This window comes from Pseudomonas sp. MWU13-2862, from assembly GCF_023242495.1.
Classification (GTDB): domain Bacteria; phylum Pseudomonadota; class Gammaproteobacteria; order Pseudomonadales; family Pseudomonadaceae; genus Aquipseudomonas; species Aquipseudomonas gingeri_D.
This window is the reverse complement of the sequence record NZ_JALMEZ010000020.1, coordinates 95,979-121,918: the sequence shown is the minus strand read 5'-3', so window position 1 is coordinate 121,918 and position 25,940 is coordinate 95,979. Positions and strand designations below refer to the sequence as shown.

The following is a 25,940-nucleotide window of genomic DNA, read 5'->3' as shown; positions in this document are numbered from 1 at the left end:
CGGCCGAATAGGCGCTGCAAGGCTCAAGAAGGATTGCCTGCGCCGGAGGTGGTAAAGTCCAGCCTTCGTTTTGAATTCTCCAAGGAAGTCGGCATGCCGGACGCGACCTCACTCAACCCCGCCTTCATGGTGGTGCAGAGCAACAGCCCCGAGGAACTGCGCAGCCTGGTGATCAACGTGATGCGACGTTATCCCCTGGCGCCCCTGGAGAACGAAATCGCCCTGGTGCAGAGCAACGGCATTGCCCAGTGGCTGAAACTCGCCCTGGCCGAAGACCCGGAAGGCGACGACCAGGGCGGCTGCGGCATCGCCGCCGCCATTGATGTGCAACTGCCCGGCAGCTTTATGTGGCAGCTCTACCGCATGGTCCTGGGGCGCGACGAGATCCCGGCCAAATCCCTGCTCGACAAGGGCCCGCTGACCTGGCGCCTGATGCGCCTGCTGCCGGAACTGATCGATCAGCCGCACTTCGAGCCGCTGCAACGCTTCCTCACCCACGACACCGACCTGCGCAAGCGCTACCAGCTGGCCGAGCGCCTCGCCGACCTGTTCGACCAATACCAGGTCTACCGCGCCGACTGGCTGGAGGACTGGGCTGCCGGCCGCCATCAACTGCGCAGCGGTCGCGGCGAGATCAAACCGCTGCCGCCCGCCAATTGCTGGCAGGCCGAGCTCTGGCGCGCATTGCTGCTGGACGTCGGTGAGTCGGGCATGGCCCAAAGCCGCGCCGGTGTGCACCAGCGCTTTATCGAACGGATCAACCAGTTGCAAAGCGCACCACCAGGCCTGCCGCCGCGAGTCATCGTATTCGGCATCTCCTCGCTGCCCGCCCAGGCCCTCGAAGCCCTCGCCGGACTGGCCCGCTTCAGCCAGGTGCTGCTCTGCGTGCACAACCCCTGCCGTCATCACTGGTCCGATATCGTCGCCGACAAGGACCTGCTGCGTAACCAATACAAACGCCAGACCCGCAAGGCCGGGATGCCCCTGGCCCTTGACCCGCAAACCCTGCACCAGCACGCGCACCCGCTGCTGGCCGCGTGGGGCAAGCAGGGCCGCGACTATATCAACCTGCTGGACAGCTACGACGATCCCGCCAGCTACCGCGCGGCTTTCCGCGATGGTCGTATCGACCTGTTCAGCGACAGCACGCCGACAACCCTGCTCAATCAATTGCAGGACGATATCCTCGAGCTGCGCCCGCTCAACGAAACCCGCGAGCACTGGCCGGCGATCGACCTCGAGCACGACCCGTCGATCCGTTTCCATATCGCCCACAGCGCCCAACGTGAAGTGGAGATCCTCCACGACCAACTGCTAGAACGCTTCAGTGCCGAGCCGGACCTGCGACCGCGTGACATCATTGTCATGGTCCCGGATATCGACAGCTATGCGCCGCATATCCGCGCGGTGTTCGGCCAGCTCGAACGCAACGATCCACGTTTTATCCCCTTCACCCTGGCCGACCAGGGCCAGCGTGGTCGCGACCCATTGCTGATTGCCGTCGAACATCTGCTCAAGCTGCCTGACAGCCGCTTCCCGGTCAGCGAGATCCTCGACCTGCTGGACGTCCCGGCCTTGCGCGCGCGCTTCAATGTGCAGGAACGTGACCTGCCGACCCTGCATCGCTGGATCGAAGGCGCCGGCGTGCGCTGGGGCATGAACGCCGAACAACGCGCCGGCCTAGGCCTGCCCGATGCTCTGGAACAGAACAGCTGGCAGTTCGGCTTGCGCCGCATGTTGTTGGGATATGCAGTCGGCAGCGGCGAAGCCTGCGAAGGTATCGAACCCTACGACGAAATCGGCGGCCTTGACGCCGCCTTGATCGGCCCATTGGTGGCCCTGCTCGACGCCCTGGAAATCGCCCATCAGGAACTCTCCGAGCCGGCCCTCCCGCAACAATGGGGCGAGCGCCTGCATGCACTGATCCAGTTGTTTTTCCTCGCCAGCACCGAACACGACGACTATCTGCTGATCCAGCTCGAACAGCTGCGCGCCGACTGGCTGGAAACCTGCGAAGCCGTCAACCTGCAAGAAATCCTGCCGCTGACCGTGGTCCGCGAAGCCTGGCTGGCCGGCCTCGACCAAGGCCGGCTGTCCCAGCGCTTCCTCGCCGGCGCGGTGAACTTCTGCACCCTGATGCCGATGCGTGCGATCCCGTTCAAGCTGGTCTGCCTGCTGGGCATGAACGACGGCGACTACCCCCGTGCGCAGCCACCCCTGGACTTCGACCTGATGGGCAGCGACTACCGCCCCGGTGATCGCTCGCGACGGGAAGATGATCGCTACCTGTTGCTCGAAGCCCTGCTCTCGGCCCGGCATCAGCTCTATATCAGCTGGGTCGGTCACAGCATCCGCGACAACAGCGAGCGTCCGGCCTCGGTCCTGATCGGCCAGCTACGCGACCATCTCGCCGCGGGCTGGCGATTGCCGGACGGCGACGGTGAGCAACTGCTGCAAGCCCTGACCCAGGCGCATCCGCTGCAACCCTTCAGCGCCCGTTATTTCCACGACAGCCATGCCGAATTGTTCAGCTATGCCCGCGAATGGCAGCAACTGCACGAGACCCAGGGCCCGAACGAAATCAGTGCCGAACTCGACGCCTACCAACAGGACGAGCCACTGACCCTGGCCCAGCTCCAGGATTTCCTGCGCAATCCCGTCCGGCACTTTTTCAGCCAGCGCCTGAAAGTCTTTTTCGAAGCGGCCCAGGCACCCTTGGCCGACGAGGAACCGTTCGTGCTCGATGCCCTGCAACGCTACAGCCTCAGCGACAGCCTGCTGCAAGCGGCGCTGCTCCAGGCGGACAACCCGGACGATGCCCTGCAGCACCAGGCCCGGCGGTTACAAGCCAGCGGCCTGCTGCCCATGGCCGGTTTCGGCGAATTGCTGCAACACGAACTGATCGAACCGCTGCCGGATTTGCTGCAACGTTATCAACAACTGCTCAGCCTCTGGCCGACCCCACTGACCAGTGCCGTGCCCGTCGCCTTCGACACCAGCGCCACCCGGGTGGAGGGATGGCTGAGCGGTTTGCATCAACGCAGTGACGGCGGCCTGCTCGCCGTGACCACCATCCCCAACAGCATCGGCTCGATCAAGACGCGCAAATGGCACCGTCTGACCAAGCCCTGGGTCGAGCACCTGGTGGCCTGTGCCTGCGGGCTTTCGATGACCACGGCCCTGGTGGCCAGCGACGACACTCTGCTGCTGCCGCCGTTCGAAGCGCCGCGTGCCGCCGAGATCCTCGGCAACCTGCTGCTGGCCTGGCAGTCCGGCATGCGCCGTCCGCTGCCGGTCGCGGTGAAGACCGCCTTCGCCTGGCTCTCCCAGCCGGACCCGCTCAAGGCGCAGGACGCGGCGCGCAAGGCCTATGACGGCGACGGTGTGAACAGCGAAGGCGAGCGTCGGGAAAGCGCGGCCCTGGCCCGCCAGTTCGCCGACTACAACGCGCTGATTGCCAGCGAGGAATTCGAAGGTTGGTGCGATGCGCTCTATCGGCCGCTGGTCGAAGCGCCGTGGCGTTCTCTCGCTGCCGAGGAGGCGCGCTCATGACCGACAACAAGACCCCCCTGGCGCTGGCCTTCCCGCTGCGCGGCAGCCAACTGATCGAAGCCAGTGCCGGCACCGGCAAGACCTTCACCATCTCCGCGCTCTACCTGCGCCTGGTCCTCGGCCATGGCGGCGAGGACTCGGGGTTCGGCCGCGAATTGCTGCCGCCGCAGATTCTCGTGGTGACCTTTACCGATGCCGCCACCCAGGAACTGCGCGACCGCATCCGCACCCGCCTGGCGGAAGCCGCGCGGTTCTTCCGCGACGAGATCCCGGCTACCGATGCATTGATCGCCCAACTGCGTGACGAATACCCGGTCGAATACTGGCCGGCCTGTGCCAATCGCCTGGATATCGCCGCCCAATGGATGGACGAAGCGGCCGTATCGACGATCCACGGCTGGTGCCAGCGCATGCTGCGCGAACACGCCTTCGACAGCGGCAGCCTGTTTACCCAGACCCTGGAAACCGACCACAGCGAACTGCTGGGCGAAGTGCTGCGCGATTACTGGCGGCTGTTCTGCTACAAGATGCACGGCGATGCGTTGAACTGGGTCCGGGCCAATTGGGGCGGCCCGGCGACACTGTTGCCCCGGGTGCGGGCCCTGTTCGGCAGCGAGCGACGCAACGACAACCTGCAAGAGCCGGCCGAGCTGATCGAGGCCTGCATTCAGGAACGTCGCCAGGCCCTGGTGCAACTCAAGGCACCCTGGCGACAATGGGCCGCTGAACTGCGGGATATCTGCCTGCAAGGCGTGGCGAACAAGACCGTCGACGGGCGCAAGATGCAGGCGCGCTACTTCGAGCCCTGGTTCGAGAAGCTCAGCGCCTGGGCCGAGGACGAGACCCAGGAGCAACTGGATATCGGCACCGGCTTCAGCCGTCTGACCGCTGCGGGCCTGGCCGAAGCCTGGAAGGGTGAGCCGCCGAGCCACCCGGGCCTCGACGCCATGGCCGGCTTGAAACCCAGCCTCGATGCCTTGCCCACCCCGGACGCCGCCGTGCTCGAACACGCCGCCCGCTGGGTCGGTGCGCGCTTCGAGGAGGAGAAGCGCCGGCGCGCCGAGATGGGCTTCGACGATATGCTCCTGCGCCTCGATGCGGCGCTCCAGGCCGACGGTGGCGAGCGCCTGGCGAGCCTGATCCGTGAGCAATTCCCGGTGGCCCTGATCGACGAATTCCAGGACACCGACCCGGTGCAGTACCGGATCTTCGAGAGTATCTACCGCATCGAGGACAACAGTCCCGAGTGCGGCCTGTTCCTGATCGGTGACCCGAAGCAGGCGATCTACGCCTTCCGTGGCGCCGATATCTACACCTACCTGCGAGCGCGCCAGGCCACCCACGGTCGCCTGCATACCCTGGGTACCAACTTCCGTTCCAGCCAGGCGATGGTCACGGCGGTCAACCATGTCTTCGAGCGTGCCGAGCAGCGCGAGCAAGGACGCGGTGCATTCCTGTTTCGCGAAGGCGATGAGAACCCGGTACCGTTTCTGCCGGTGGCTGCCCAGGGGCGCAAGGAGATTTTCCAGATCGACGGCCAGCCCGTGGCGGCGCTTAACCTCTGGCAACTGGCGACCGAACAACCGGTATCCGGCGCGCTGTATCGCCAGCAGTTGGCCGCGGCCTGCGCCACGCGCATTGTCGAGTTGCTCAACGGTGGTCAGCAGCAGCGTAGCGGTTTCGTCCGCGACGGCGTCCTCAAGGGCGTGCTGCCCTCCGATATCGCGATCCTGGTGCGTGACGGCAAGGAGGCCCAGGCGGTCCGTGGCGAGCTGGCCAGTCGCGGTGTACGCAGCGTTTACCTCTCGGACAAGGATTCGGTGTTCGCCGCCCAGGAGGCCCATGACCTGCTGGCCTGGCTCAAGGCTTGCGCCGAGCCGGATGTCGAACGTCCGCTGCGGGCGGCCCTGGCCTGCATCACCCTGAACCTGTCGCTGGCTGAACTGGAGCGCCTCAACCAGGACGAGCTGGCGTGGGAGGAGCGGGTCATGCAGTTCCGCCGCTACCGCGAGATCTGGCGCAAACAAGGCGTGTTGCCGATGCTCCGTCGGCTGATCCATGACTTCCACCTGCCCCAGGCGCTGATGACCCGCAGCGATGGCGAACGGGTGCTGACCAATTTGCTGCACCTTTCCGAACTGCTGCAACAGGCGGCCGCCGAGCTGGACGGCGAACAGGCATTGATCCGTCATCTCGGCGAGCACCTGGCGTCCTCCGGCCAGGTCGGTGAAGAACAGATCCTGCGCCTGGAAAGCGACGAGCAACTGGTCAAGGTGGTGACCATCCACAAGTCCAAGGGCCTGGAATACCCCTTGGTGTTCCTGCCGTTTATCTGCTCGGTCAAGCCGGTGGATGGCAGCCGCCTGCCGTTGCATTACCACGATGCCGAGCGCAAGGCCCAGGTCAGCCTGAAGCCTACCGCCGAGTTGATCGCCCAGGCCGACGACGAGCGCCTGGCTGAAGACTTGCGCCTGTTGTACGTGGCCCTGACCCGGGCCCGGCATGCTTGCTGGCTGGGAGTGGCGGACCTCAAGCGTGGCAATCACAATGCCTCGGTGCTGCACCTCTCGGCCCTCGGCTATCTGCTCGGTGGCGGCGCTGTGTTGGGCGAGTCCACGGGCCTTGAACGCTGGTTGCTGGACCTGCGGGAAGGTTGCCCGGCGCTGGCTTGCGAATCGCTGCCGGCGGCCACCGTCGAAGCCTTCCAGCCGCCGCGCAATGAAGCCCTCTTGCTCGCCCCGCGCCTGCCCAAGCGCAATGCCTCCGAGTACTGGTGGATCGCCTCCTACAGCGCTTTGCGCATCGGTGAGGCGCAGAGTGCTGACACCGACGAAGCACCGGAAAGCCCCCAGGCGCAAAAACTCTTCGACGACGAGCGCCTCGACCCGGCGGCTCCTCGTGAGCTGGTACCGAGCGGCAGCGATATTCACCGTTTCCCCCGTGGCCCGAACCCCGGCACCTTTCTCCACGGCCTGCTCGAATGGGCCGGTGATGAAGGCTTTAGCGCCGACCGCACGCTGATCGAAAAGGCCGTCGCGCCACGCTGCAATCTGCGGGGTTGGAAAGGCTGGATCACAGCCCTGAGCGATTGGCTCGCCGATCTGCTGCAAACCCCTTTGCGCCTGGGCAACGATCAACCGCCGGTGGTCTTCCAGGACCTCAAGGCCTACCGGGTGGAGATGGAGTTCTGGTTCGCCAGCCACACGGTGGATGTGCTCAAGGTCGACGAGCTGGTGCGCCGCCATACCCACGGCGGCGTCGCCCGGGCCAAGGCCGAGCCGGTCCTGCTCAATGGCATGTTCAAGGGCTTTATCGACCTGACGTTCGAGCACCAGGGGCGCTACTACGTGGCCGACTATAAATCCAACTGGCTGGGCGCCGATGACGCGGCCTATACCGAGCAGGCCATGAACCTGTCGATCCTCGACAACCGCTACGACCTGCAATACGTGCTCTACCTGCTGGCCCTGCATCGCCAGCTCAAGGTGCGGCTGCCGGATTACGACTACGACCGGCATATGGGCGGGGCCTTGTACCTGTTCCTGCGTGGCACCCGGGCGCCGAGCCAGGGTGTGTTTTTCACCCGGCCGCCCCGTGAGCTGATCGAGCACCTGGACCTGCTGTTCCAGGGTAAACCGGTGCCCCGCGGCGAGCCCGTCTGGGAGCAGGGGAGTCTGTTATGAAACGTTCTTTTTCGGAAATCCTGCCGACGGCGCTGAGCGACGACAGCCTGGCTGTACTGACGCCCCTGAGCCGCGCGGCGGACTTGTTGTTGCTGTTGGAACGCTGGGTCGAACGGGGTTGGTTGCGGGCGCTGGACAAGGCCTTCGTGGCCTTTCTCCATGAACTCGATCCCGAGGCCGATCCGCTGGTGCTGCTGGCGGCGGCGCTGACCAGCCACCAGTTGGGCCATGGGCATGTCTGCCTCGATCTGTTCGCCACCTTGCAGGAGCCGGACTTCGCCCTGTCCCTGCCACCGGAAGGCGATGTGCAGGGCGGGGCGCTGCTGCTGCCGTCGCAATTGCTGGTGGCCCTGGACGGTGAGCACTGGTGTCGCTCCCTGCAAACAAGCTCGCTGGTGGCGTTGGCGGACGAGGTGGGTATCGAAGCGGCACAGCGTCCGCTGGTGCTCAGCGGACGACGCCTGTACCTGCGCCGCTACTGGGCTTACGAACGGCGTATCGATGAGGCCCTGCGTCGGCGCCTGGCGGAACAGGAAGAGACCCCGGATGACCTGGCGCAACGCCTGACCGCACTGTTCGGCGCGGCGCAGCCCGGTGCGCTTATCGATTGGCAGAAACTCGCTTGTGCCCTGGCTACCCGGGGAGCATTCAGCATCGTTACCGGTGGCCCCGGCACGGGCAAGACCACCACCGTGGTGCGCCTGCTGGCCTTGCTCCAGGCGCCGGCGGTGGCGGCGGGAAAACCCCTGCGCATCCGCCTGGCGGCACCCACCGGCAAGGCCGCCGCGCGGCTGACCGAATCCATCAGTGCCCAGGTGCGCTCGCTGGAGATCGACGATGGCGTGCGCGGTAAGATCCCCAGCGACGTCACCACCGTGCACCGTCTGCTGGGTAGCCGGCCGGGCACGCGGCACTTCCGTCACCACGCCGGTAACCGCTTGCCGCTGGATGTACTGGTGGTGGACGAAGCGTCGATGATCGACCTGGAAATGATGGCTAATTTGCTGGATGCCTTGCCTGACCATGCACGACTGGTGCTGCTGGGCGATAAGGACCAGTTGGCCTCGGTGGAAGCCGGTGCGGTACTGGGGGATCTGTGTCGGGATGCCGAGGAGGGCTGGTACAGCGCGGGGACCCGTGGCTGGCTGCAAGCGGTCAGCGGCGAGGACTTGAGCGGCAGCGGTTTGCAGGAAGACCCGGACGACAGCCATCCACTGGCCCAGCAGGTGGTGATGTTGCGGCACTCCCGGCGCTTCGGCGAAGGCAGCGGTATCGGCCAACTGGCCCGCCTGGTCAATCGCCAGTCGGCGGACGAGGCGCGGGCGCTGCTGGCGGCCGGCAGTCACGCGGACCTGTTTGCACTGTCGCTCAAGGGCGAGCAGGACAGGCAGTTCGAGCGTTTGGTGCTGGACGGCCAGGGCACCGGCCCGAAAGGTTACCGGCACTACCTGGGGGTACTGCGTAGTCGGCGTCCGGATGCCGGCACCGATCTGGCGGATGCGCGCTGGACCGATTGGGCGCGCACGGTGCTCCAGGCTTTCGACGAGTTCCAGTTGCTCTGTGCCGTGCGCAAGGGGCCCTGGGGCGTCGAAGGGTTGAACCAGCGGATTACCTCGGCGTTGTTTGCCCATCGGCTGATCGACAGCGACCAGCATTGGTACGAGGGGCGCCCGGTGCTGATGACCCGCAACGATTACGGCCTGGGTTTGATGAACGGCGATATCGGCATTGCCTTGAAACTGCCGGAGCGCGACGGACCCGAAGCCGGCCAGCCGGTGTTGAGGGTGGCCTTCCCGCGTAATGACGGGCAGGGCGGGGTGCGTTTTGTCCTGCCCAGCCGGTTGAACGATGTGGAGACGGTGTACGCCATGACGGTGCACAAGTCCCAGGGCTCGGAGTTCGCCCATACCGCCTTGATCCTGCCGCAGGTGTTGAACCCGGTGTTGACCAAGGAACTGATCTACACCGGTATCACCCGGGCCAAGGATTGGTTCAGTTTGATCGAACCCCGTGGCGGGGTGTTCGAAGAGGCGGTGGGGCGCAAGGTCAAGCGGCTCAGTGGATTGATGCTGGAATTGGGCGCTGAAACGGGACTTTGAGAGCGCCACGAACCTTGTAGGAGCTGGCTTGCCAGCGATGAGGCCCGAAAGTCTTGCATCGACTATCCGGCCGCCATCGCTGGCAAGCCAGCTCCTACAGGGACGGCGTTCGCTTCAGCTGGCCTGCGCCACGCTCGCTGTGGTAGCGGCTTCAATCCCCATGAACCGCCGCACCCGCTCACCCGCCGCCTCCTCGCGAATCGCCTGCGGGCTGGCGTCCAACTGCACCACCCCGTTCTCCATAAACACCACCCGATCGGAAATCGACATGGCGAAATCCATCTCATGGGTGACGATCAACATCGTCATCCCTTCATCCGCCAACTCGCGAATCACCTTCAGCACTTCCCCGACCAGCTCCGGGTCCAGTGCCGAAGTCGGCTCGTCGAACAGCATGATCTGCGGTTCCATCGCCAGCGCCCGGGCAATCGCCACCCGCTGCTGCTGACCGCCGGACAACTGGTGCGGGTACTTGCGGGCATGGGCCAGCAGGCCGACCTTGTCGAGCAAGGCGAGTGCCCGCTGTTCGCTCAGTTCGCGGGCCACGCCGTGGTAGCGTGACGCCAGGGTGATGTTGTCGAGAATGCAGCGATGGGGGAACAGGTTGAAGTTCTGGAACACCATGCCGATGCGCCGCACACCCCGACGAATCTGCGGGTTGTTCGGGGGATTGGCGGCGCTGATAAAGCCCTCGCCGAAGAGCACGATCTTGCCCTGGTCGATACTTTCCAGGCCGTTGACGGTGCGGATCAGCGAGGTCTTGCCCGAGCCGGACGGGCCGATAATGGAAATCACCTGGCCACTGCCGACCGCCAGATCAATGCCCTTGAGCACTTCGTGGCTGCCATAGCACTTGTGGATATTCTGCAGGTCCAGCGCCAGCGGAGCACCGCTGACCGACGGCGCGCGAGGTGGCGGGGTCAGCGTCGGCTGCGCGGCCCTGAGCCCGGCGATGGCGGTCTCATCGAGGGTTTGCGGCTTGCGCTGACCCAGGTCGAGATGCCGCTCCAGGCGTTGCAGGAGCCAACCGAACAGGCTCACGATCAACACGTAGTACACCGCCACCGCGCCAAGGGTTTCCATCACCAGGAAGTTCTGCGCATAGAGGCGCTGGCCGACGGTGAGCAGCTCGGTGAGGGAGATCACCGAAACCAACGAGGTCAGTTTCACCACCGTGATGTATTCGTTGATCAGGGTTGGCAGCGAGATACGAAACGCCTGGGGAATCACAATCAGCCGTTGCAACCCGAGCACGCCGATGCCCAGGGCGCGGCCGGCTTCCTTCTGGCCCCTGGCGACCGAGATCAGCCCGCCGCGGTGGATCTCGGCCATGTAGGCGGCTTCCGTGACCACCAGCGCGAGCAACCCGGAATAGAATGGGTCGGAGAGTACGCCGCCGGTGCTCGGGAACAGTTGTGGCAGGTTGTAGACGAACACCACCAGCACCAGCAGCGGGATGCTGCGAAAGAACCAGATATAGGCCGCCGCCGGGAGGCGTAACCAGGCCGCAGTGGAGAGCTTGGCCGAGGCCAGGAAGAAGCCCAGCAGCATGCCGATAAACCAGGCCAGGGCGCTGAGCTCGACCACTGTGACGCAGGCTTGCCAGAAGGCCGGCATCGAGAACAGCGAAAAGAAATAGGGCCAATCGAATTGCATAGATACCTCGGTGTTGCATTGACGCTGTTACGGCCTCTCTGTTGCAACCCCGGTCTTGTAGGAGCAGGGCTTGCCCGCGAAGCTTTTGGCGGCCTTGAGGGCCTCTTCGCTGGCAAGCCATGCTCCTACAGTCCGTGTGCCTGCAGACAGCAATGGTCTACTCCAGAAACAGCGGTTTTTACTCCGCCGCTTCCAGGCTGTACTTGCTCAGTATGGCCGCGTATTCGCCGCTCTTCTTCGTCTCCTCGAATGCCTTGAGCAGCGCCTGGTACGTCGCGTCATTGCCTTTCTTCACAAAGATCCCGAGGGTCTGCGGATAGACCAGATGTTCGCTGGTCACCACCACCCGGCCCTTGGTCTTCTCGGCGATCAACTTGGCCGCGCCGGCAATTTCCACCTGCGCCTGGACGTTGTTGGACAGCAGCGCCTGGGTCACTTCCGGTGCCGAGGGATATTCATTCACGGTGATTGCGCCCTTGCCCTTGGGCACACAGTAGTCGGTCGACAGCTTCTGGAGCTGTGCGACCCAGGTGGTGCCCTGTTCAAGGCCGATCTTCAGCCCGCAGAGGTCCTCCGGCGTGCCCGGTTTCAGCGTGCTGGCGCTGGGCACCATGATCGCTGCGCCGGTCTTGGCATAGGCAATGGTCATGGCCTGGGTCTGGCGCTCGGGGGTGATGTACATGCCGGAAATGATTGCGTCGTAGTGCCCGGCATTGAGGCCGAGGATCAGGCTCGGGAACTTGGTGTCGACGAACTGCGCCCTGGCGTCCAGGTGCTTGGCCAGGGCCTGGGACAACTCGGGATCGGAACCGACCACGTTCTTGTCGGCGTCATAGGACTCGAAGGGCGGGTAGGTGATTTCCATCCCGACCTTCAATTGGCCAGGGGTGGCCGTCGAGGCGAAGGCGGCACTGCTGCACAGCAGGCCGGCGGCGATCAGGGTCAGGCTGGTTGTTTTCTTATACATGCTCGGTGGCTCCGATATGAAGGCTGGGGTGTGAGGGCTGGGTCAGGACGGCTGCGACTGGTTTTTCAAGTGGCCGAAACTCGACGGCTTGCGAGCTTTTTCCGGCAGGGCGATCTCGCCGTTTTCCACGCGCTTGCGCAGGTACTGGTAGGTTTGCAAGGCTTGGCCGTACATGTGCTCGCCAATGGCGATCTGTTCATAGTCCTGGCCTGCCTCGGCGAAGCCCGGCAGCGGCTGGATCAACGTGTGGAAGTCGCAGGCATAGAACAGCGGGAAGGAATACCGCTCCTCGCTCACCGTGCGCACCCGGTGCGCGGTGGCGACAAAGGCCCCGGCGCTCATCACTTCGAGCATGTCGCCGATATTCACCACGAAGGCTCCCGGCAGGGGCGGCGCATCGATCCACTGGCCCTGGTCGTTCATCACTTCCAGGCCCGGTTTATCCGCCAGCAGAATGGTGAAGCACTCGTAGTCGGTGTGGGCGCCGATGCCGGGGGCATCCTGGGCGGCACCGTCGAAGGGGTAGTGGATCAACCGCAGCTTCGATGGCGGTCGGGTGACCAGCGCATCGAAGGTGTTCTCTTCCAGGCCCAGGGCCAGGGCAAAACCGCGGAACAGCTTGCGACCGAGGGCGAAGACCGCCGCGTAATAAGCCTGCACCGCGTCCTTGAAACCGGGCAGGGTCGGCCAGTCATTCGGTCCCAGCAGCGGTGTGCCGGCCAGTACCAGCGGATCGTCCGCCGGTACTTCGAAGCCGATGTCGAAGGCTTCCTTGTGGTCCGGCTTGCCCTTGGCGTACACCTCTTCGCCTTCCGGGACAAAGCCCTTGTGGGATTCCGAGGTGCCGATGTAATGCCGCATCTTGGTTTCGAACGGCTGGGCGAAATAGTCCTTGGCCGCCTGGCGCAGGTTGTCGATCAACTGCGGATCGATCCCGTGCCCGGTGATGTAGAGGAAGCCCACTTCGCTGGCGGCGGCCCCCAGTTGCTCGGCCACCGCCAGCCGGTGTTCGAGCTCGACGCTGAACAGCCCGGCGATGTTCACCTGCGGAATGCTCTTGAAGTTGGCCTGGGCCGGGCTGTTGGGTGTGTTCTCAGGCATGACGCAAGCACCTCAGGGTTGGGTTGATTGGCTGAAACGCTGGAAATGTTCGCGTTCGGTCCGGGCCATCCAGACATTCAGCGACCACAGGTCGGCGACCGGCACATCGGTGAAAGGCAGGTGATGCAGGTAGCCGTCGGCACCGAACTCCGGGGTCAGCGTGGTGACCGTGTAGCCGCGTGCCTGCTGGGCCCGCCAGATGCTTTCCCAGTGGGCCTGGTGGAAGGCCAGCTCGCGGGCGTACTCCGGGGCGCCGGGGTGCGGCACCTGCGGGCCCTGGTCGTAGCCGACCCGCGCCTGGATATGGTGGACGCGTTCGACAAAGGCGCTGAGGTCATCGGCGGGATCGTCCAGCAGGCGTTCGCAGGTGACGATCCAGTGGCTGATGTCGCTGGTGAAGCGCAGGTCGGGCAGTTGCCTGATCAGTTCCAGGGTGACCCAGGGATTGAACAGCGAGCGCGAGCGATGGGTTTCAAAGGTGCAGAACTGGTCGTGACGTTTCGCCAGGGCCATGGCCTGGCCGAAGAATTCCACCTGTTGCGCCAGGGGCCAGCGGTCGTTGCCGGCCAGCACATTGACGAAACGCGGTTGCAGCTCGGCGGCCCAGGCCAGTTTGCGGTCCAGGTCCTGCAGGTGTTCGGCGGGCGCGGCGGCCTGTTGGGGGAGCACGTCGTAGGCGGTGAAAACGGTGCTGATATAGCCCAGGTGGTTGGCCCGCAGAAAGGCGGCGAACTCGCGGCGTTCAGCGGCGTCCAGCGGCAGCCGCGCCTCCAGGCCGTCGAAGCCGGCGGCCAGCAGTTCTTCAAGGGCCTGGGCCTTGCTCGCGGTATAACCCCAAAGGGTACGGAAAATCTCCAGTTTCATCGGTGCGCCTCAACGAAGCCTTGAACGGTTCGATGCGCGTCACGGTGTGAGGCCGGGACGAGCGGTTACGGCAGTAACAGAGGGCGTTCGTCTAGCCAGTTCTCTGCGGAGCCGGTCTGACATCAGATCAGGGGAGAGCCTTCTCCCCTGCAGGAGCGTGGTGTCGATCTTAGGCAGCCCATGGCACGCAGAAGAATAGGAAAGCTCAAATCCATACTTCAGAGTTTTGTAAACCAATAGTTGGCTATCTAGTGCTTGAGATCCATCCTGGCGATTCAGGGGGTATGCTATTGTTTCGGCTTTATTCCTACGTAGTTTTAAGAGAATTCCTGCATGAACGTGGCTGTCTCGACGACAGGGCGATTTGGGGGGTGGAAGCCGTTCTGCCTGTCTGCCCTTCTCTGTTTGTCGACGCACATCAGCTTTGCTCAGGACGCCGTGCCCAGCGCCGCGGCCGATCAGCGTGCCCAGGCGGTCACCCAGGTGGTGCTGGGGATTCTCAGTTATGCGCGCTGGCCGGTGGAGCCTGCGCAACTGCGCCTGTGCATTGTCGGTCCCACCGAGTACACCGACGATCTGGTCAAGGGCACCACCCAGGCGTCCGGGCGACCGGTGTTGGTCCAGCGCCTGCTGGCGAGCAGCCCGACCCTCGGCAGTGCCTGTGATGCCGTGTATATCGGCAAGCTGAGCAGCGAAGAACGCAGCCAACTCTTCAGTGCCCTGAACGGCCACGCGGTGCTGAGCATCAGCGAAGGCGGCGATCAGTGCACCGTGGGCAGCCTGTTCTGCCTGCGGGTCGCCGATAGCCAGGTGTCGTTCGAGGTCAACCTCGACTCGGTCGCCCGCAGTGGCGTGCGTATTCACCCCAGCGTGTTGCAACTCTCGCGACGCCGGAGTCCCCAGCCATGATCGGCTGGCTCAGGTCCGGCACGCGCCCCAGCCTGCGTTCGGTGCTCGGGCGTGGGCATCTGCTGGCGGCCATGGCCGCCGTTGGCCTGGTGAGTGTTTCGTTGACCTTTCTCGGTGTGCTGGCCCTGCGGGTCTACGCCGACCACAATCTGCACCTGATCGCCCGTTCCATCAGCTACACCGTGGAAGCGGCGGTGGTGTTCAACGACAGCAGCGCGGCCACCGAGGCCCTGGCCCTGATCGCCGAGACGGAGGAGGTGGCCGATGCCGAAGTCTTCGATGCCCGCGGTCAATTGCTGGCGCGCTGGCAGCGGCCGGAAACCGGCCTGCTCTCTGAAGTGGAAATGCAATTGGCGCGGGCCCTGCTGGAACAACCGATCCGCCTGCCGATTGTCCATCAGGATCGCGAGGTCGGCAGCATTCGCCTGACCGGCCATGGCGGTAGCCTGTTGCGTTTCCTGATCAGCGGTCTGCTCGGCATCGTCGTGTGCAGCGTCCTGGCGGCGTGGCTCGGGTTGTACCTGGCGCGGCGCCTGCTACGGGGCATTATCGGCCCGTTACGCAGCCTTGCCGATGTGGCCCACGCCGCGCGTGTCGAGCGTGCCTTCGACCGACGTGTACCGCCGGCGCAGATCGCCGAGCTGGACAACCTGGGCACCGACTTCAACGCCCTGCTCGACGAGTTGGAGTCCTGGCAGACCCACCTGCAGAGCGAAAATGAATCCCTGGCCCACCAGGCCAGCCACGACAGCCTGACCGGCCTGCCGAATCGGGCCTTCTTCGAAGGCCGGCTGATGCGCGCCCTGCGCAATGCCGCCAAGCAGGGCGAGCGGGTCGGCGTGCTGTTTCTCGACAGTGATCGCTTCAAGCAGATCAACGACAACTTCGGTCATGCGGCGGGCGATGCGGTGCTGGTCGCCGTGGCCACGCGGGTGCGGGCGCAGTTGCGCGAAGAGGACCTGGTGGCGCGCCTGGGCGGCGATGAGTTCGCCGTGCTGCTCACGCCGGTGCACAAGATCGAAGACGCCCAGCGCATTGCCGACAAGATCATTGCCAGCATGGACGCCCCCATCCCGGTGCCCGGCGAAGCCCAGGTGCTGACCTCGCTGAGCATCGGCATCGCGGTTTATCCCGATCATGGCGCCACCCCGGGCACCTTGCTCAACGCCGCCGATGCGGCCATGTACCATGCCAAGCGCCTCGCCCGAGGCGGGCAGCACACGGCGGGGTCGGAGCACTCCGCCGCCATTGTTCAGACCAGGAGTTGAACCCTTGTACACATTGACCCGTCGGACCCTGCGTTTTTTCACCCTGGCCCTGTTTACCGCGCTGCTGGCGCTGGCCGGCTGCCAGACCGCGCCGCCCAAAGGCCTGAGCGCGGCCCAGATCGCCGTGCTCAAGCAACAGGGTTTCGAGCTGACGGACGAGGGCTGGGCTTTCGGCCTGTCGGGTAAGGTGCTGTTCGGCAGTGACCTGGAAGTGTTGAACAAGGAAAGCCACGATATCGTCGAGCGCATCGCCAAGGCGCTGCTGGGCGTGGGTATCCAGCGGGTGCGGGTGGACGGGCATACCGATGCGTCGGGCAAGGAGTCCTACAACGAACAGCTGTCCATGCGCCGGGCCAACAGCGTGGCGACGGTACTCGAGCGGTCCGGCATGAAACACGAGAATATCCAGTTGCGCGGCCTGGGCAGCCGCGAGCCGGTGGCCAGCAACGACACGGTGGCGGGGCGTACCGAGAACCGCCGGGTGTCGATTGTGGTGATTGCCGACTGAGTGCCGCAAGTCGCGTGAGCGTTGCCCGGGCGCGGCCTTTGGCAACGTGGCGAACCGCGCGATAGCGGTTGAAATAATTGGCTTCCATCCTTTCTCGATGCACCTGCATGGGGGTATAAGGATGGGCCCTCTCAGGAGGGAGTCGACTGAGAGGATGTTTTAATGCTTCAAGTTCAATGGGCCAGCCACGCTGCGTCTGTTCCCGCCACACTGTGGGAAAGCTGTTTTAGCGGCGTCGAAGGTCGTTGGTGGTATGAAGCCCTGGAAGAGGGCGGGCTTGAAGACCAGTTCGAATTTGCCTACGCCATTCTGGAGAAAGATGGGCAGCTGATCGGCTTGGCGCCCACGTTCATCATGAACGTGCCCATGGAATTGGTCGTTCCGCCGGTGATTGCCAAGATGCTCCGGGTGATCCCGACACTGCGTTACCAGCGCACTCTGTTCGTCGGTTCACCCTGTTCCGACGAGGGCACCATCGGTTTGCTGCCGGGGTATTCGCTGGCGGATATCCTCGGGCCGCTGCAAGACGCGCTGAGCCTGCGGGCGAAAGCCAAGAACGCGGCGATGACTGTCTGGAAGGATTTTGGCGAAGCCCAGAAAGCGGCGTTTGAAGGGCTGTGCGCAACCCGCGGGCTGTTTCCCATGGTGAGTTTTCCGGGCACGGCGGTCGAACTGGCCCCGGGTGGTTTCGAGGGCTATCTCAAGACCCTCAAGAGCCGTCACCGTTATCTGCTGAAAAAGAAGCTCAAACACGGTCTGGTGCCAGGAGCCCTGACGGTCCAGGTCGTGCAGCAACCGGATGAAGCAACGCTGCAAGAGCTGTACAGCCTCTTTCTGCAAACCTACGAGAAGGGCAAGACCAAATTCGAAAAGCTCACCTTCGAGTTCTTTCGCCAGATCGCCCTCAAGCCAGAGTCGCATTTCATCCTGTTGAGCGATGAAAAGACCGGCAAGATGGTGGCGTTCATGCTCTGCTTCCTGCTCGGTGACAAGGCCATCAACAAGTTCATCGGCATCGATTACCAGGCGGGCAAGCAACTGCACCTGTATTTCCAGCTCTGGGAGCAGGCGGTGAAGTGGTCCTGCAGTGTCGGCGCCACGCGCCTGGACAGCGGCCAGACCGGCTACCGGGTCAAGCGTGAACTCGGCCATCACCTGGTGCCGCTGGACTGCTATTGCCGTCATCGCAACCCGTTGCTGCATCGGGTCTTCGGCGCGGTGGCCAAGGGCATCACCTGGCAAAGCCTGGACCCGGATCTGCAGACCATGGCCGAGGAACAGTAGGCGCGGTTGCTGGTATCTCCGCTTCAGGCGCGGCGCAACGCTGTGGTCCAGCGTTCCGAGAGGATCACCCCGCCGAGGGTCAGTGCCCCGCCCAGCAGGTGATACCACGCCAACTCTTCGTGCAGCACCGCGGCGGCAATCAGCGCGGTGATCAGCGGCAGCAGGTTGAAGAACAGCGTGGTCCGGCTCGGCCCGAGGGTGGCCACCGAGCGCATCCACGCCAGCGGCGCCAGCATCGACGCCAGCAGGCAGGCATACAGCACCAGCCCGGCGTTGTGCAGGTTCGGCCCGACCTTCGGCGACATCCAGAACAGCGGGAACAGCACCACCACCGCCACCAGCACCTGCAGGTACAGCAACACCAGCGGTGGCAGGCGCAGTTGCCATTTTTTCAGCAGGGTGCTGTAGACCGCATAGGCCAGGGTGGCGATCAGCATCATTGCGTCACCCAGGTTCACACCGTGGCTCAGCAGCGCCGTCAGGCTGCCGGTCGACACCACCACCAGCACCCCGGCAAACGACAGCACCGCCCCGGCCAAGGCACCGGCGGTCAGGCGCTGGCCGAGGCTGAGGATCGCCAGGGTCAAGGACATCAAGGGCATCAACGACAGGATGATGCCCATGTTGGTGGCCGAGGTCAGGGTCGCGGCGAAGTACGCCAGGCTCTGGTAGACCGCCATGCCGAGCACCCCGAGCACGAAGATCCGGCCCAGGTTCGGGCGGATCTGGCTCCAGTGGGCCTGCACCTGGCGAAACATGAACGGAGTGAACAGCAGGCCCGCCAGCAACCAGCGGTAGAAGCCGATCTCCGCCGGGAAGATTGCGCCGACCGCCATCTTGTTGACCACGGTGTTGCCGGCCCAGATAAAGATTGCCAGCAGGGGAAACGCGTATTGCATAAGGGTTACAACCAGAATCGTCAATGAGGAGGGATTATCCTCGTGTCTGGATGAAAGCCTATACTTCGATCCGGTCAATTTGCGTTGGAATCCGGACAGCATGGGCAAGCACTACATCGACATCCCCGATTTTCCCTCTTTGCCGGCCTCGGTGTACTTCCGCTATGCCGAATTCGGCCCCGATCGCCATGCGGCAGCCCATTGTCATCCCTGGGGTTCGCTCGACTATGTGTCCCACGGTGTCATCCACTACGAAGTGGCCGGCCGGCGCTTCATGTCGCCGTCGCGCTATGCCTTGTGGATACCGCCGAACACCGTGCACAGCTCCCATAACGCCCAGGCGATTGTCTACCGTTCGGTGTACCTGGCCGAGGAGCATTGCCGCGATCTGCCCGCCGAGGCGAGCACCCTGGCCATCAGCGATATTCTCAAGTCGATCCTCAATGACTTCGCCCGGCGCGATGTGAAAATCCCCGACTCCCCGGCGGATGTGCGCCTGGCGCAGGTGTTGGTGGACCAGTTGCACCAGGCCAGGGTGCAGCACTGTTACCTGCCGTATTCCGATGACCCGGCCTTGCTCAGGGTGCTGGAGGGCTTGCAGCAGGCCCCGGCGGACAACCGCCCGCTTGTGCAGTGGGCCGAGCAGTTGCACGTCAGTGAGCGAACCCTGGCCCGCCTGTTCGTCCGCGAGTTGGGGATCGGCTTTGGTGAATGGCGCCAGCGCCTGCGCTTTATCGGCGCGCTGCAGGCGTTGGAAACCAGTCGCGGCGTGCAGGAGATCGCCTTCGACCTGGGTTACAGCACCGCCTCGGCGTTTATCGCCATGTTTCAGCGCCAGGCCGGTTGTTCACCGGAGCAATACCGGCGTCAGGCGCGCATGGCCTAGCCTGGCCTCGCTGGATGTGTAACAGCGTTTGTCTACACTGAAAGCATGCCGTGCCCTTCGGTACGGTAACAAGGAGAACACTCCATGAAGATGCTCCGTATCCCATTGTTGTTGATCGGCTTGTTACTTTGTTCGCAGGGGTTTGCGGCGACGGCTCAGCAAAGCAAGATGAGCACTTGCAACGCGGACGCCAAGGCCCAGAATCTTGCGGGTGACGCGCGCAAGGCCTTTATGAGTAATTGCCTGAAAGCCGCGCCCGCCGCCACTCCCGCGGTCACCCCTGCCGCCACACCGGCCATGCCCGCGAGCAAGGCGGCGACCACGGCGGCACCGGCCAAGGTGCTGACCCCACAACAGCAGAAAATGAAGGACTGCAACGCCAACCGGCCCCAGGGGCTCAAGGGCGATGCGTACAAGACCTACATCAGCAATTGCCTGAAGAAGAAGTAGTTTTGACGCTCTACCGGAGCAGGGTTTGCTCGTGATCCGGGCAAGCCCTGCTGCCGCGAAATTTCATGATGCTGCGTCGCCTGCCTGTCACAACTCTTCATTAAGATGCCAGGCCACCGTCCTTCTGGCGCCTGCCGCTGGTCCTCCCAAGAGAAGGCTGGCAGACTGCCTGTCTTTTAGCGCCGTTCTTTTTGAGGCTGTATGTCAGCGTTTTCCCAGCGTTACGTAGTCCTGGCCAGTTTGATCCTTGTTTTCGGTGGGTTGTTGCTGGCATTGCCGTTGCGGCTGCTGCCCAGTCTGCTGGCCGGTTTGTTGGTCTTCGAGCTGGTCAATATGCTCACGCCCAAGCTTGAGCACCTGATTGCCGGACGGCGTGCGCGCTGGCTGGCGGTGGCGTTGCTGGGCACCTTGATCGTCAGTGTGCTGAGCCTGATCTTTGCCGGGGCCATCAGTTTTCTGCTGCACGAAGCAGAAAACCCCGGCGCATCCCTAGGCAAATTCATGGTGGTGGTGGACAAGGCGCGCGGGCAGTTGCCGCCGTTTATCGACGCCTACCTGCCGGCCAGTGCGGCGGAGTTCCAGGTCGCTATCGGCGAGTGGCTGACCAAGCACCTGAGCGAGTTGCAGCTGGTGGGCAAGGACGCGGCGCATATGTTCGTGACCCTGCTGATCGGCATGGTGCTGGGGGCGATCGTGGCCTTGCAGCATGCCTCCGACATCACCCTGCGCAAGCCCCTGGCGGCGGCGCTGTTCGACCGCCTGCGGCTGCTGGTGCAGGCGTTCCGCAATATCGTCTTCGCGCAGATCAAGATCTCGGCGCTCAACACCGCGTTCACCGCGATCTTCCTGGCGGTGATCCTGCCGCTGTTCGGGATCAAGCTGCCGCTGACCAAGACCCTGATCGTGCTGACCTTCCTGCTCGGGCTGTTGCCGGTGATCGGCAACCTGATGTCCAACACCCTGATCACCATCGTCGGCCTGTCGCTGTCGATCTGGGTCGCGGCGGCGGCGTTGGGCTACCTGATGTTTATCCACAAGCTGGAGTACTTCCTCAACGCGCGGATCGTCGGTGGGCAGATCAGTGCCAAGTCCTGGGAGTTGCTTATGGCGATGCTGGTGTTCGAGGCCGCCTTCGGCCTGCCGGGCGTGGTGGCGGGGCCCATCTATTATGCGTACATCAAGAGCGAGCTGAAGCTCGCCGAGTTGGTCTGAGGTTTGTCTATCGCAGCAAGGTATCGTGTGGCCATGAAACCTTGTGGGAACTGGCTTGTCGGGGCGCCGCATCGCAGCGATGCTGCCCGTGAGCCTTGCGGCGGCCATTTGGACGCCATCGCCGGCAAGCCGGGCTCCCACAAGGAAGGGTGTCAGCCGTAGCGCTTCTTCGCTTCGATCGCCAAACCGCTGCCGATGCTGCCGAAGATATTACCTTCCACATGCCGGGCATTGGGCAGCATCGCCGAGACGCTCTGGCGCAAGGCCGGAATGGCGCTGGAACCACCGGTGAAGAACACCGTGTCGACCTGCTCGACACCCACCCCGGCGTCGCCGAGCAACTGGGTGACGCTGTTGCGGATACGCGTCAGCAGGTTGTCGATGGCTGACTCGAACAATGCCCGGCTCAACTCCACGCTCAAGCCCGGCTCGACGCGATCCAGCGGCACATGGCGCTGTTCGGCATGGGTCAGTTCGATCTTGGTTTCCTCGATCTCCATCGCCAGCCAGTGGCCGGCACGCTGTTCGATCAGCTTGAACAGGCGATCGATGCCGCCGGTGTCCTCGATGTCGTAGCGCATGCTGCCCAGGGCCAGCTGGGTTTTCTGCGAGTACACCGAGTTGATGGTGTGCCAGGTCGCCAGGTTCATGTGGTGGCTGGTAGGCATATAGGCGCCACTCTTCATCCGGCTGCCATAGCCGAACAGCGGCATCACGCCGGCCAGCGAAAGTTGCTTGTCGAAGTCGGTCCCGCCGATGTGCACGCCGCCGGTGGCGAGGATATCGTCGTGGCGGTTGTCCAGGTCCCGGCGCTCCGGCGACAGGCGCACCAGGGAGAAGTCCGAGGTACCACCGCCGATGTCGACGATCAGCACCAACTCTTCACGGTCCAGGGTCGACTCGTAGTCGAAGGCCGCGGCGATCGGTTCGTACTGGAAGGACACTTCCTTGAAACCGAGCTTCTTCGCTACTTCCGCCAAGGTGTCTTCGGCTTCCTGGTCGGCGGCCGGGTCTTCGTCGACGAAGAACACCGGGCGGCCCAGCACCACTTGCTCGAACTCACGTCCGGCAGTGGTTTCGGCGCGTCGCTTCAACTGGCCGATAAACAGCCCCAGCAGGTCCTTGAATGGCATCGCGGTGCCGAGCACGCTGGTGTCGTGCTTGATCAGCTTGGAGCCCAGCAGGCTCTTGAGCGAGCGCATCAGTCGGCCTTCGTAGCCTTCCAGGTACTCATGCAGGGCCAGCCGGCCATAGACCGGACGGCGCTCCTCGAAATTGAAGAAGACCACCGACGGCAGGGTGATCTTGTCGTCTTCCAGCGCGATCAGCGTTTCCATGCCGGGACGTATCCAGCCGACGGTGGAGTTGGAGGTGCCGAAGTCGATACCGCAGGCACGGGCTGGAGAGGCGTTGTTCATGGTGTTCGGGTTCCGGTTGCAAAACGGCCGCGCAGTGTATGCCAGTCGCGCACGGATTCGAAGGCCGGCGATCCGTTAAATAGCGGTTCTTGTAACGGCTTGGACTTGAAAGGTGGGCAATCGTCCCCAAACTTGCACTCATTGGTTCTGCCTGTTGCCGTCGATGACAAGAAATTCCGGCAACGGCCGATAAACTTCTGCAGCGCCCCTGAGTCACAGCCTTGAGATCGGTCAATCTTTGTCGCGCCGATGCGCGCATGCTGTGTCTTGCCGAGCGGCGCGATATCGATAACGGATGGTGATCCTTAGATGGACTTCAAAGACTATTACAAGATCCTGGGTGTGGAGCCGACGGCGGACGACAAGACCATCAAGGCCGCGTACCGCAAGCTGGCGCGCAAGTATCACCCGGATGTCAGCAAGGAAAAGGACGCCGAAGCGAAGTTCAAGGACGCGTCGGAAGCCTATGAAGCGCTGAAAAGCGCCGACAAGCGCGCCGAATACGACGACTTGCGCAAATACGGCCAGCACGGCCAGCCGTTTCAGGGCCCGCCGGGTTGGCAGGGCCGTGGCGGTTTCGGTGGTGGCGGCGCGGACACAGGCGACTTCTCGGACTTCTTCAGTTCGATCTTCGGCTCGCGCGGCAACGGTTTTGGCGGTGGACAACCGGGCCGCAGCGCCGGCCGGCGAGGGCAGGACGTGGAGCTGGAACTACCGATTTTCCTGGAGGAAAGCCTCTCGAACGAGTCGAAGAAGGTCAGCTTCCAGATTCCGCAGCACAATGCCGCCGGGCAGCATGTCAGCAACACCAGCAAGAGCCTGAACGTGAAGATTCCGGCCGGTGTCACCGACGGCGAGCGTATCCGCCTCAAGGGCCAGGGCGCACCGGGTGTCGGCGGTGGGGCAAATGGCGACCTGTACCTGACGATTCGTTTCGCACCTCACCCCAAATTCGATGTCGAAGGAGAGAACCTGATCATCACCCTGCCGCTGGCGCCCTGGGAATTGGCGTTGGGCGCGGAGATCGCGGTACCGACCCTGACCGGCAAGATCAACCTCAAGGTCCCGGCGGGCAGCCAGAACGGCCAGCGTATGCGGGCCAAGGGCCACGGCCTGCTGAACAAGGCCGGGCAGCGCGGATATCTGTTCGTACAACTCAAGGCGGTGATGCCACGGCAGAACGACGATGCCGTCAAGGCGTTGTGGCAGGAACTGGCGAAAAAGGCCGCCTTCGACCCGAGAGAGCAATGGAGTAGCTAATCATGAGCAGCCCCTTGAACGTTCAACTGGATATGCAGGCTTTTTGTGAGGTGACCCAATTGCCGGTTGCCTACGTGATCGAAATCGTCGAACACGGCATTCTTGAACCTCAGGGGCGCTCGCCCGAGGCCTGGCGTTTTGGCGATGAAGCGCCGGGTATTGCCCGCCGCGCGGTGAAGCTGCATCGGGATCTTGAGCTGGAGTGGGAAGGCGTCGCCCTGGCGCTGGACCTGCTGGCGGAAGTGCAGCTGCTGCGGGCGGAGAACCAGATGCTGCGCCAGCGCCTGGGGCGCTTTGTGCACGAGTGAATACAGGCCTGGGCCCTAGGCCCGAGAGATTCTGGGCAGGACCACGGTAAAACGTGTGCCGTCTTCGGCGCTGGAGCTGACCTCTATCGTACCCTGATGGGCCGTCACCACTTCCTTGGCGATATACAGCCCCAACCCCAGGCTGGTGGCGGTACCCGGCTGGCCGATCTCTTCATCAGCGCCGCGCACCAACGGATCGAAGATCGTCGCCAGGGCTTCCTGGGGGATCGGCGTGCCGAAGTTGTGCATGGTCAGGCGAACCCTGTCCGTGCCGCCGTCCAGGCTCAGGGTCAGTGGCCGATGGTTGGCACCGTGCTGCAAGGCATTGCCGATCAGGTTTTGCAGCAGTTGCTCGATGCGCCCGCGATCCCAGACCCCATGGACATCACCTTCCACCTTCAGCAACGGCAGGCAATCCGGCTGCCCGGCCCAGGCTTCATTGATGGCGGCTTTCGCCGCACTGCTCAGGTCCATCGGTGCCGGGTCGATGGGCAGGCTGCTGCCCAGGCGGCTGCGGACAAACTCCAGCAAGTCGCTGATCATGCTGCTCATATGACGGGTGCCACTTTTGATATTGGCGACATAGACCAGGCCGTCGGCATCGAGGCGGGTCTTGCGCACCAGCATTTCGGTGGACATGGTCACGGCCTGCAAGGGCGCTCGCAGGTCATGGCCGAGGATGGCGAGGAAAATATCCCGTGAACGGTTGACCTGCTCGGCGTAGGCGGCGGTGGATTCGGTCAGGGCTTCGTCGATGGCTTCGTTGAAGCGAATCATCTCCTGGAAATGTGTCAGCTCCGGCGACACCAGGCTATTGACCCAGCGGCGAATCACGCAGGCGCGCAGGTGACGGAACTCCGAGGTCATCTGCATCAGGTCGAAACCAGCGGTGTGGCGCAGTTCGCCGTGGCTGGCCGCCGCGATGTCCAGGCCGGGGCTGCTGTCCAGGCTGTCGCCCTTGGACTTAGCGGTCTGTTGGCTGGTGCTCTGGCTGGTTTCCATATCCCGGGCGGCGGCCAGCAGGATCGATTTGGCGTGGTCACGCAAGGCGACCCGGCCCATGGTGTCCGCCGCCGGGGTCAGGGTCTTGGCGAACTGTTCCCACTCATCGACGATGCTGTCGACCTGCTGCACGATAAAGGTTGATAGGTGCATGCTTGTTGCCTCGAAGGGAGGATCGCTCTTTATGAGGGCTAGCTTAGCGCTTTTCAGTCCCTTTTGAGGGGTGGGTTTCAGGTGGCCTGACTCATCTATACCTGTCATTTCTGACAGTAGACGCTACCTCCCGGCAGGCTTAGTGTGAATTCGTGCTGTATTCACTCAAAGCAGTACCTCTTCAAAGGAGCGACTGTCATGAACAAAGCAGATCTGTTGAGCAACACCGAAAGCCAGATCAACCAGGCGGCACTGAGCATTGCCGACGGGAAAAAGGATATGGCCAACGACAATGCCGTCGGCAAATTATTGTTCCTGTGTGCCTTGCATCGTGTGCTGGACGGCAAGCCCCATCCGGGTGACCTCGGGATGATGGATGGGATCAATGACTGCCTGCAGCAGTTGGGGCTGGTCGAGACGTCGAAAACCTTCTTTGCCGCCATCCAACCCTGACGGCCAAG

Annotated in this window: 20 protein-coding genes; 13 read left to right on the top strand and 7 right to left on the bottom strand. The window is 63.5% G+C overall.

What is annotated here, in order from left to right; genetic code table 11:
• Positions 1-93: 93 nt before the first annotated feature.
• Genes recC through recD form a run of 3 tightly spaced genes read left to right on the top strand, consistent with a single transcriptional unit; the run spans position 94 to position 9,334 of the window.
• Positions 94-3,552, top strand: coding sequence for an exodeoxyribonuclease V subunit gamma (recC, locus tag M5C56_RS28875; protein WP_103497278.1), 3,459 nt, complete (start codon positions 94-96; stop codon positions 3,550-3,552).
• The gene (recB, locus tag M5C56_RS28870) at positions 3,549-7,235 is read left to right on the top strand and encodes an exodeoxyribonuclease V subunit beta (protein ID WP_103497277.1); all 3,687 of its coding nucleotides are present in this window, start codon (positions 3,549-3,551) and stop codon (positions 7,233-7,235) included. Before recC ends, recB begins: the two co-directional genes overlap by 4 nt.
• A complete protein-coding gene (gene recD / locus M5C56_RS28865; RefSeq protein ID WP_103497276.1) occupies positions 7,232-9,334 on the top strand; it encodes an exodeoxyribonuclease V subunit alpha in 2,103 nt (700 codons plus the stop codon). The genes recB and recD overlap by 4 nt, the downstream gene beginning before the upstream one ends.
• A 114-nt stretch (positions 9,335-9,448) precedes the next feature.
• Here the strand turns inward: recD and M5C56_RS28860 are convergent, their stop codons facing one another.
• The 4 genes from M5C56_RS28860 to M5C56_RS28845 all read right to left on the bottom strand — a co-directional run bounded on the left by M5C56_RS28860 (position 9,449) and on the right by M5C56_RS28845 (position 13,922).
• Positions 9,449-10,990 carry an amino acid ABC transporter permease/ATP-binding protein gene (locus M5C56_RS28860; protein WP_103497275.1) on the bottom strand — a complete coding sequence of 514 codons (1,542 nt, stop codon included), beginning with the start codon at positions 10,988-10,990 and terminating at the stop codon, positions 9,449-9,451.
• A gap of 178 nt (positions 10,991-11,168) precedes the next feature.
• Positions 11,169-11,957, bottom strand: coding sequence for an ABC transporter substrate-binding protein (locus M5C56_RS28855; RefSeq protein ID WP_103495248.1), 789 nt, complete (start codon positions 11,955-11,957; stop codon positions 11,169-11,171).
• Between the two features lie 42 nt (positions 11,958-11,999).
• Positions 12,000-13,058 (bottom strand): 2-oxoglutarate and iron-dependent oxygenase domain-containing protein, encoded by a 1,059-nt coding sequence (locus M5C56_RS28850; RefSeq protein ID WP_103495247.1) that lies wholly within the window; start codon positions 13,056-13,058, stop codon positions 12,000-12,002.
• A gap of 12 nt (positions 13,059-13,070) precedes the next feature.
• On the bottom strand, positions 13,071-13,922 hold the full coding sequence (locus M5C56_RS28845; RefSeq protein ID WP_103495246.1) for a TIM barrel protein: 852 nt from the start codon (positions 13,920-13,922) through the stop codon (positions 13,071-13,073).
• A 333-nt stretch (positions 13,923-14,255) separates the two neighbouring features.
• Here M5C56_RS28845 and M5C56_RS28840 point away from each other — a divergent pair, with 333 nt between their 5' ends.
• The 4 genes from M5C56_RS28840 to M5C56_RS28825 all read left to right on the top strand — a co-directional run bounded on the left by M5C56_RS28840 (position 14,256) and on the right by M5C56_RS28825 (position 17,891).
• Positions 14,256-14,831, top strand: a complete 576-nt coding sequence (locus tag M5C56_RS28840; RefSeq protein ID WP_103495245.1) for a YfiR family protein — start codon at positions 14,256-14,258, stop codon at positions 14,829-14,831.
• A complete protein-coding gene (locus M5C56_RS28835) occupies positions 14,831-16,099 on the top strand; it encodes a diguanylate cyclase (RefSeq protein ID WP_103495250.1) in 1,269 nt (422 codons plus the stop codon). The genes M5C56_RS28840 and M5C56_RS28835 overlap by 1 nt, the downstream gene beginning before the upstream one ends.
• Before the next feature lie 4 nt (positions 16,100-16,103).
• Positions 16,104-16,607, top strand: a complete 504-nt coding sequence (locus tag M5C56_RS28830) for an OmpA family protein (protein ID WP_103495244.1) — start codon at positions 16,104-16,106, stop codon at positions 16,605-16,607.
• Between the two features lie 162 nt (positions 16,608-16,769).
• Complete coding sequence (locus M5C56_RS28825; RefSeq protein WP_103495243.1) at positions 16,770-17,891, top strand: GNAT family N-acetyltransferase; 1,122 nt, start codon at positions 16,770-16,772, stop codon at positions 17,889-17,891.
• A 23-nt stretch (positions 17,892-17,914) separates the two neighbouring features.
• Here the strand turns inward: M5C56_RS28825 and M5C56_RS28820 are convergent, their stop codons facing one another.
• Positions 17,915-18,790, bottom strand: a complete 876-nt coding sequence (locus M5C56_RS28820) for a DMT family transporter (RefSeq protein ID WP_103495242.1) — start codon at positions 18,788-18,790, stop codon at positions 17,915-17,917.
• Positions 18,791-18,890: 100 nt separating this feature from the next.
• Here M5C56_RS28820 and M5C56_RS28815 point away from each other — a divergent pair, with 100 nt between their 5' ends.
• The 3 genes from M5C56_RS28815 to M5C56_RS28805 all read left to right on the top strand — a co-directional run bounded on the left by M5C56_RS28815 (position 18,891) and on the right by M5C56_RS28805 (position 21,338).
• Positions 18,891-19,676, top strand: coding sequence for a helix-turn-helix transcriptional regulator (locus M5C56_RS28815; RefSeq protein WP_103495241.1), 786 nt, complete (start codon positions 18,891-18,893; stop codon positions 19,674-19,676).
• A gap of 84 nt (positions 19,677-19,760) precedes the next feature.
• Positions 19,761-20,126, top strand: a complete 366-nt coding sequence (locus tag M5C56_RS28810) for a PsiF family protein (RefSeq protein ID WP_103495240.1) — start codon at positions 19,761-19,763, stop codon at positions 20,124-20,126.
• A 201-nt stretch (positions 20,127-20,327) separates the two neighbouring features.
• Positions 20,328-21,338 carry a hypothetical protein gene (locus M5C56_RS28805; protein ID WP_103495239.1) on the top strand — a complete coding sequence of 337 codons (1,011 nt, stop codon included), beginning with the start codon at positions 20,328-20,330 and terminating at the stop codon, positions 21,336-21,338.
• A gap of 152 nt (positions 21,339-21,490) precedes the next feature.
• On the opposite strand, the gene M5C56_RS28800 is transcribed toward M5C56_RS28805, so the two are convergent.
• Positions 21,491-22,756 carry an Hsp70 family protein gene (locus M5C56_RS28800; protein ID WP_103495238.1) on the bottom strand — a complete coding sequence of 422 codons (1,266 nt, stop codon included), beginning with the start codon at positions 22,754-22,756 and terminating at the stop codon, positions 21,491-21,493.
• A gap of 309 nt (positions 22,757-23,065) precedes the next feature.
• On the opposite strand from M5C56_RS28800, the gene M5C56_RS28795 reads away from it, so the two are divergent.
• Together M5C56_RS28795 and M5C56_RS28790 are read left to right on the top strand one after the other, a co-directional pair.
• Entirely contained in the window at positions 23,066-24,016 is a 951-nt protein-coding gene (locus M5C56_RS28795) for a DnaJ C-terminal domain-containing protein (protein WP_103495237.1), read from the top strand.
• A 2-nt stretch (positions 24,017-24,018) separates the two neighbouring features.
• Complete coding sequence (locus M5C56_RS28790) at positions 24,019-24,324, top strand: chaperone modulator CbpM (RefSeq protein ID WP_103495236.1); 306 nt, start codon at positions 24,019-24,021, stop codon at positions 24,322-24,324.
• A 15-nt stretch (positions 24,325-24,339) separates the two neighbouring features.
• Here the strand turns inward: M5C56_RS28790 and M5C56_RS28785 are convergent, their stop codons facing one another.
• Positions 24,340-25,479, bottom strand: coding sequence for a HAMP domain-containing sensor histidine kinase (locus tag M5C56_RS28785; protein WP_103495235.1), 1,140 nt, complete (start codon positions 25,477-25,479; stop codon positions 24,340-24,342).
• A 198-nt stretch (positions 25,480-25,677) separates the two neighbouring features.
• Between M5C56_RS28785 and M5C56_RS28780 the strand changes: the two genes are divergently transcribed.
• Positions 25,678-25,932, top strand: a complete 255-nt coding sequence (locus M5C56_RS28780; RefSeq protein ID WP_103495234.1) for a hypothetical protein — start codon at positions 25,678-25,680, stop codon at positions 25,930-25,932.
• Positions 25,933-25,940: the final 8 nt, after the last annotated feature.

Bases quoted from the DNA above. Each gene is read 5' to 3' on its own strand.
- recC (WP_103497278.1), top strand. From the start codon at position 94: ATGCCGGACGCGACCTCACTCAACCCCGCCTTCATGGTGGTGCAGAGC.
- recB (WP_103497277.1), top strand. From the start codon at position 3,549: ATGACCGACAACAAGACCCCCCTGGCGCTGGCCTTCCCGCTGCGCGGC.
- recD (WP_103497276.1), top strand. From the start codon at position 7,232: ATGAAACGTTCTTTTTCGGAAATCCTGCCGACGGCGCTGAGCGACGAC.
- M5C56_RS28860 (WP_103497275.1), bottom strand. From the start codon at position 10,990: ATGCAATTCGATTGGCCCTATTTCTTTTCGCTGTTCTCGATGCCGGCC.
- M5C56_RS28855 (WP_103495248.1), bottom strand. From the start codon at position 11,957: ATGTATAAGAAAACAACCAGCCTGACCCTGATCGCCGCCGGCCTGCTG.
- M5C56_RS28850 (WP_103495247.1), bottom strand. From the start codon at position 13,058: ATGCCTGAGAACACACCCAACAGCCCGGCCCAGGCCAACTTCAAGAGC.
- M5C56_RS28845 (WP_103495246.1), bottom strand. From the start codon at position 13,922: ATGAAACTGGAGATTTTCCGTACCCTTTGGGGTTATACCGCGAGCAAG.
- M5C56_RS28840 (WP_103495245.1), top strand. From the start codon at position 14,256: ATGAACGTGGCTGTCTCGACGACAGGGCGATTTGGGGGGTGGAAGCCG.
- M5C56_RS28825 (WP_103495243.1), top strand. From the start codon at position 16,770: ATGCTTCAAGTTCAATGGGCCAGCCACGCTGCGTCTGTTCCCGCCACA.
- M5C56_RS28820 (WP_103495242.1), bottom strand. From the start codon at position 18,790: ATGCAATACGCGTTTCCCCTGCTGGCAATCTTTATCTGGGCCGGCAAC.
- M5C56_RS28815 (WP_103495241.1), top strand. From the start codon at position 18,891: ATGGGCAAGCACTACATCGACATCCCCGATTTTCCCTCTTTGCCGGCC.
- M5C56_RS28810 (WP_103495240.1), top strand. From the start codon at position 19,761: ATGAAGATGCTCCGTATCCCATTGTTGTTGATCGGCTTGTTACTTTGT.
- M5C56_RS28805 (WP_103495239.1), top strand. From the start codon at position 20,328: ATGTCAGCGTTTTCCCAGCGTTACGTAGTCCTGGCCAGTTTGATCCTT.
- M5C56_RS28800 (WP_103495238.1), bottom strand. From the start codon at position 22,756: ATGAACAACGCCTCTCCAGCCCGTGCCTGCGGTATCGACTTCGGCACC.
- M5C56_RS28795 (WP_103495237.1), top strand. From the start codon at position 23,066: ATGGACTTCAAAGACTATTACAAGATCCTGGGTGTGGAGCCGACGGCG.
- M5C56_RS28790 (WP_103495236.1), top strand. From the start codon at position 24,019: ATGAGCAGCCCCTTGAACGTTCAACTGGATATGCAGGCTTTTTGTGAG.
- M5C56_RS28785 (WP_103495235.1), bottom strand. From the start codon at position 25,479: ATGCACCTATCAACCTTTATCGTGCAGCAGGTCGACAGCATCGTCGAT.
- M5C56_RS28780 (WP_103495234.1), top strand. From the start codon at position 25,678: ATGAACAAAGCAGATCTGTTGAGCAACACCGAAAGCCAGATCAACCAG.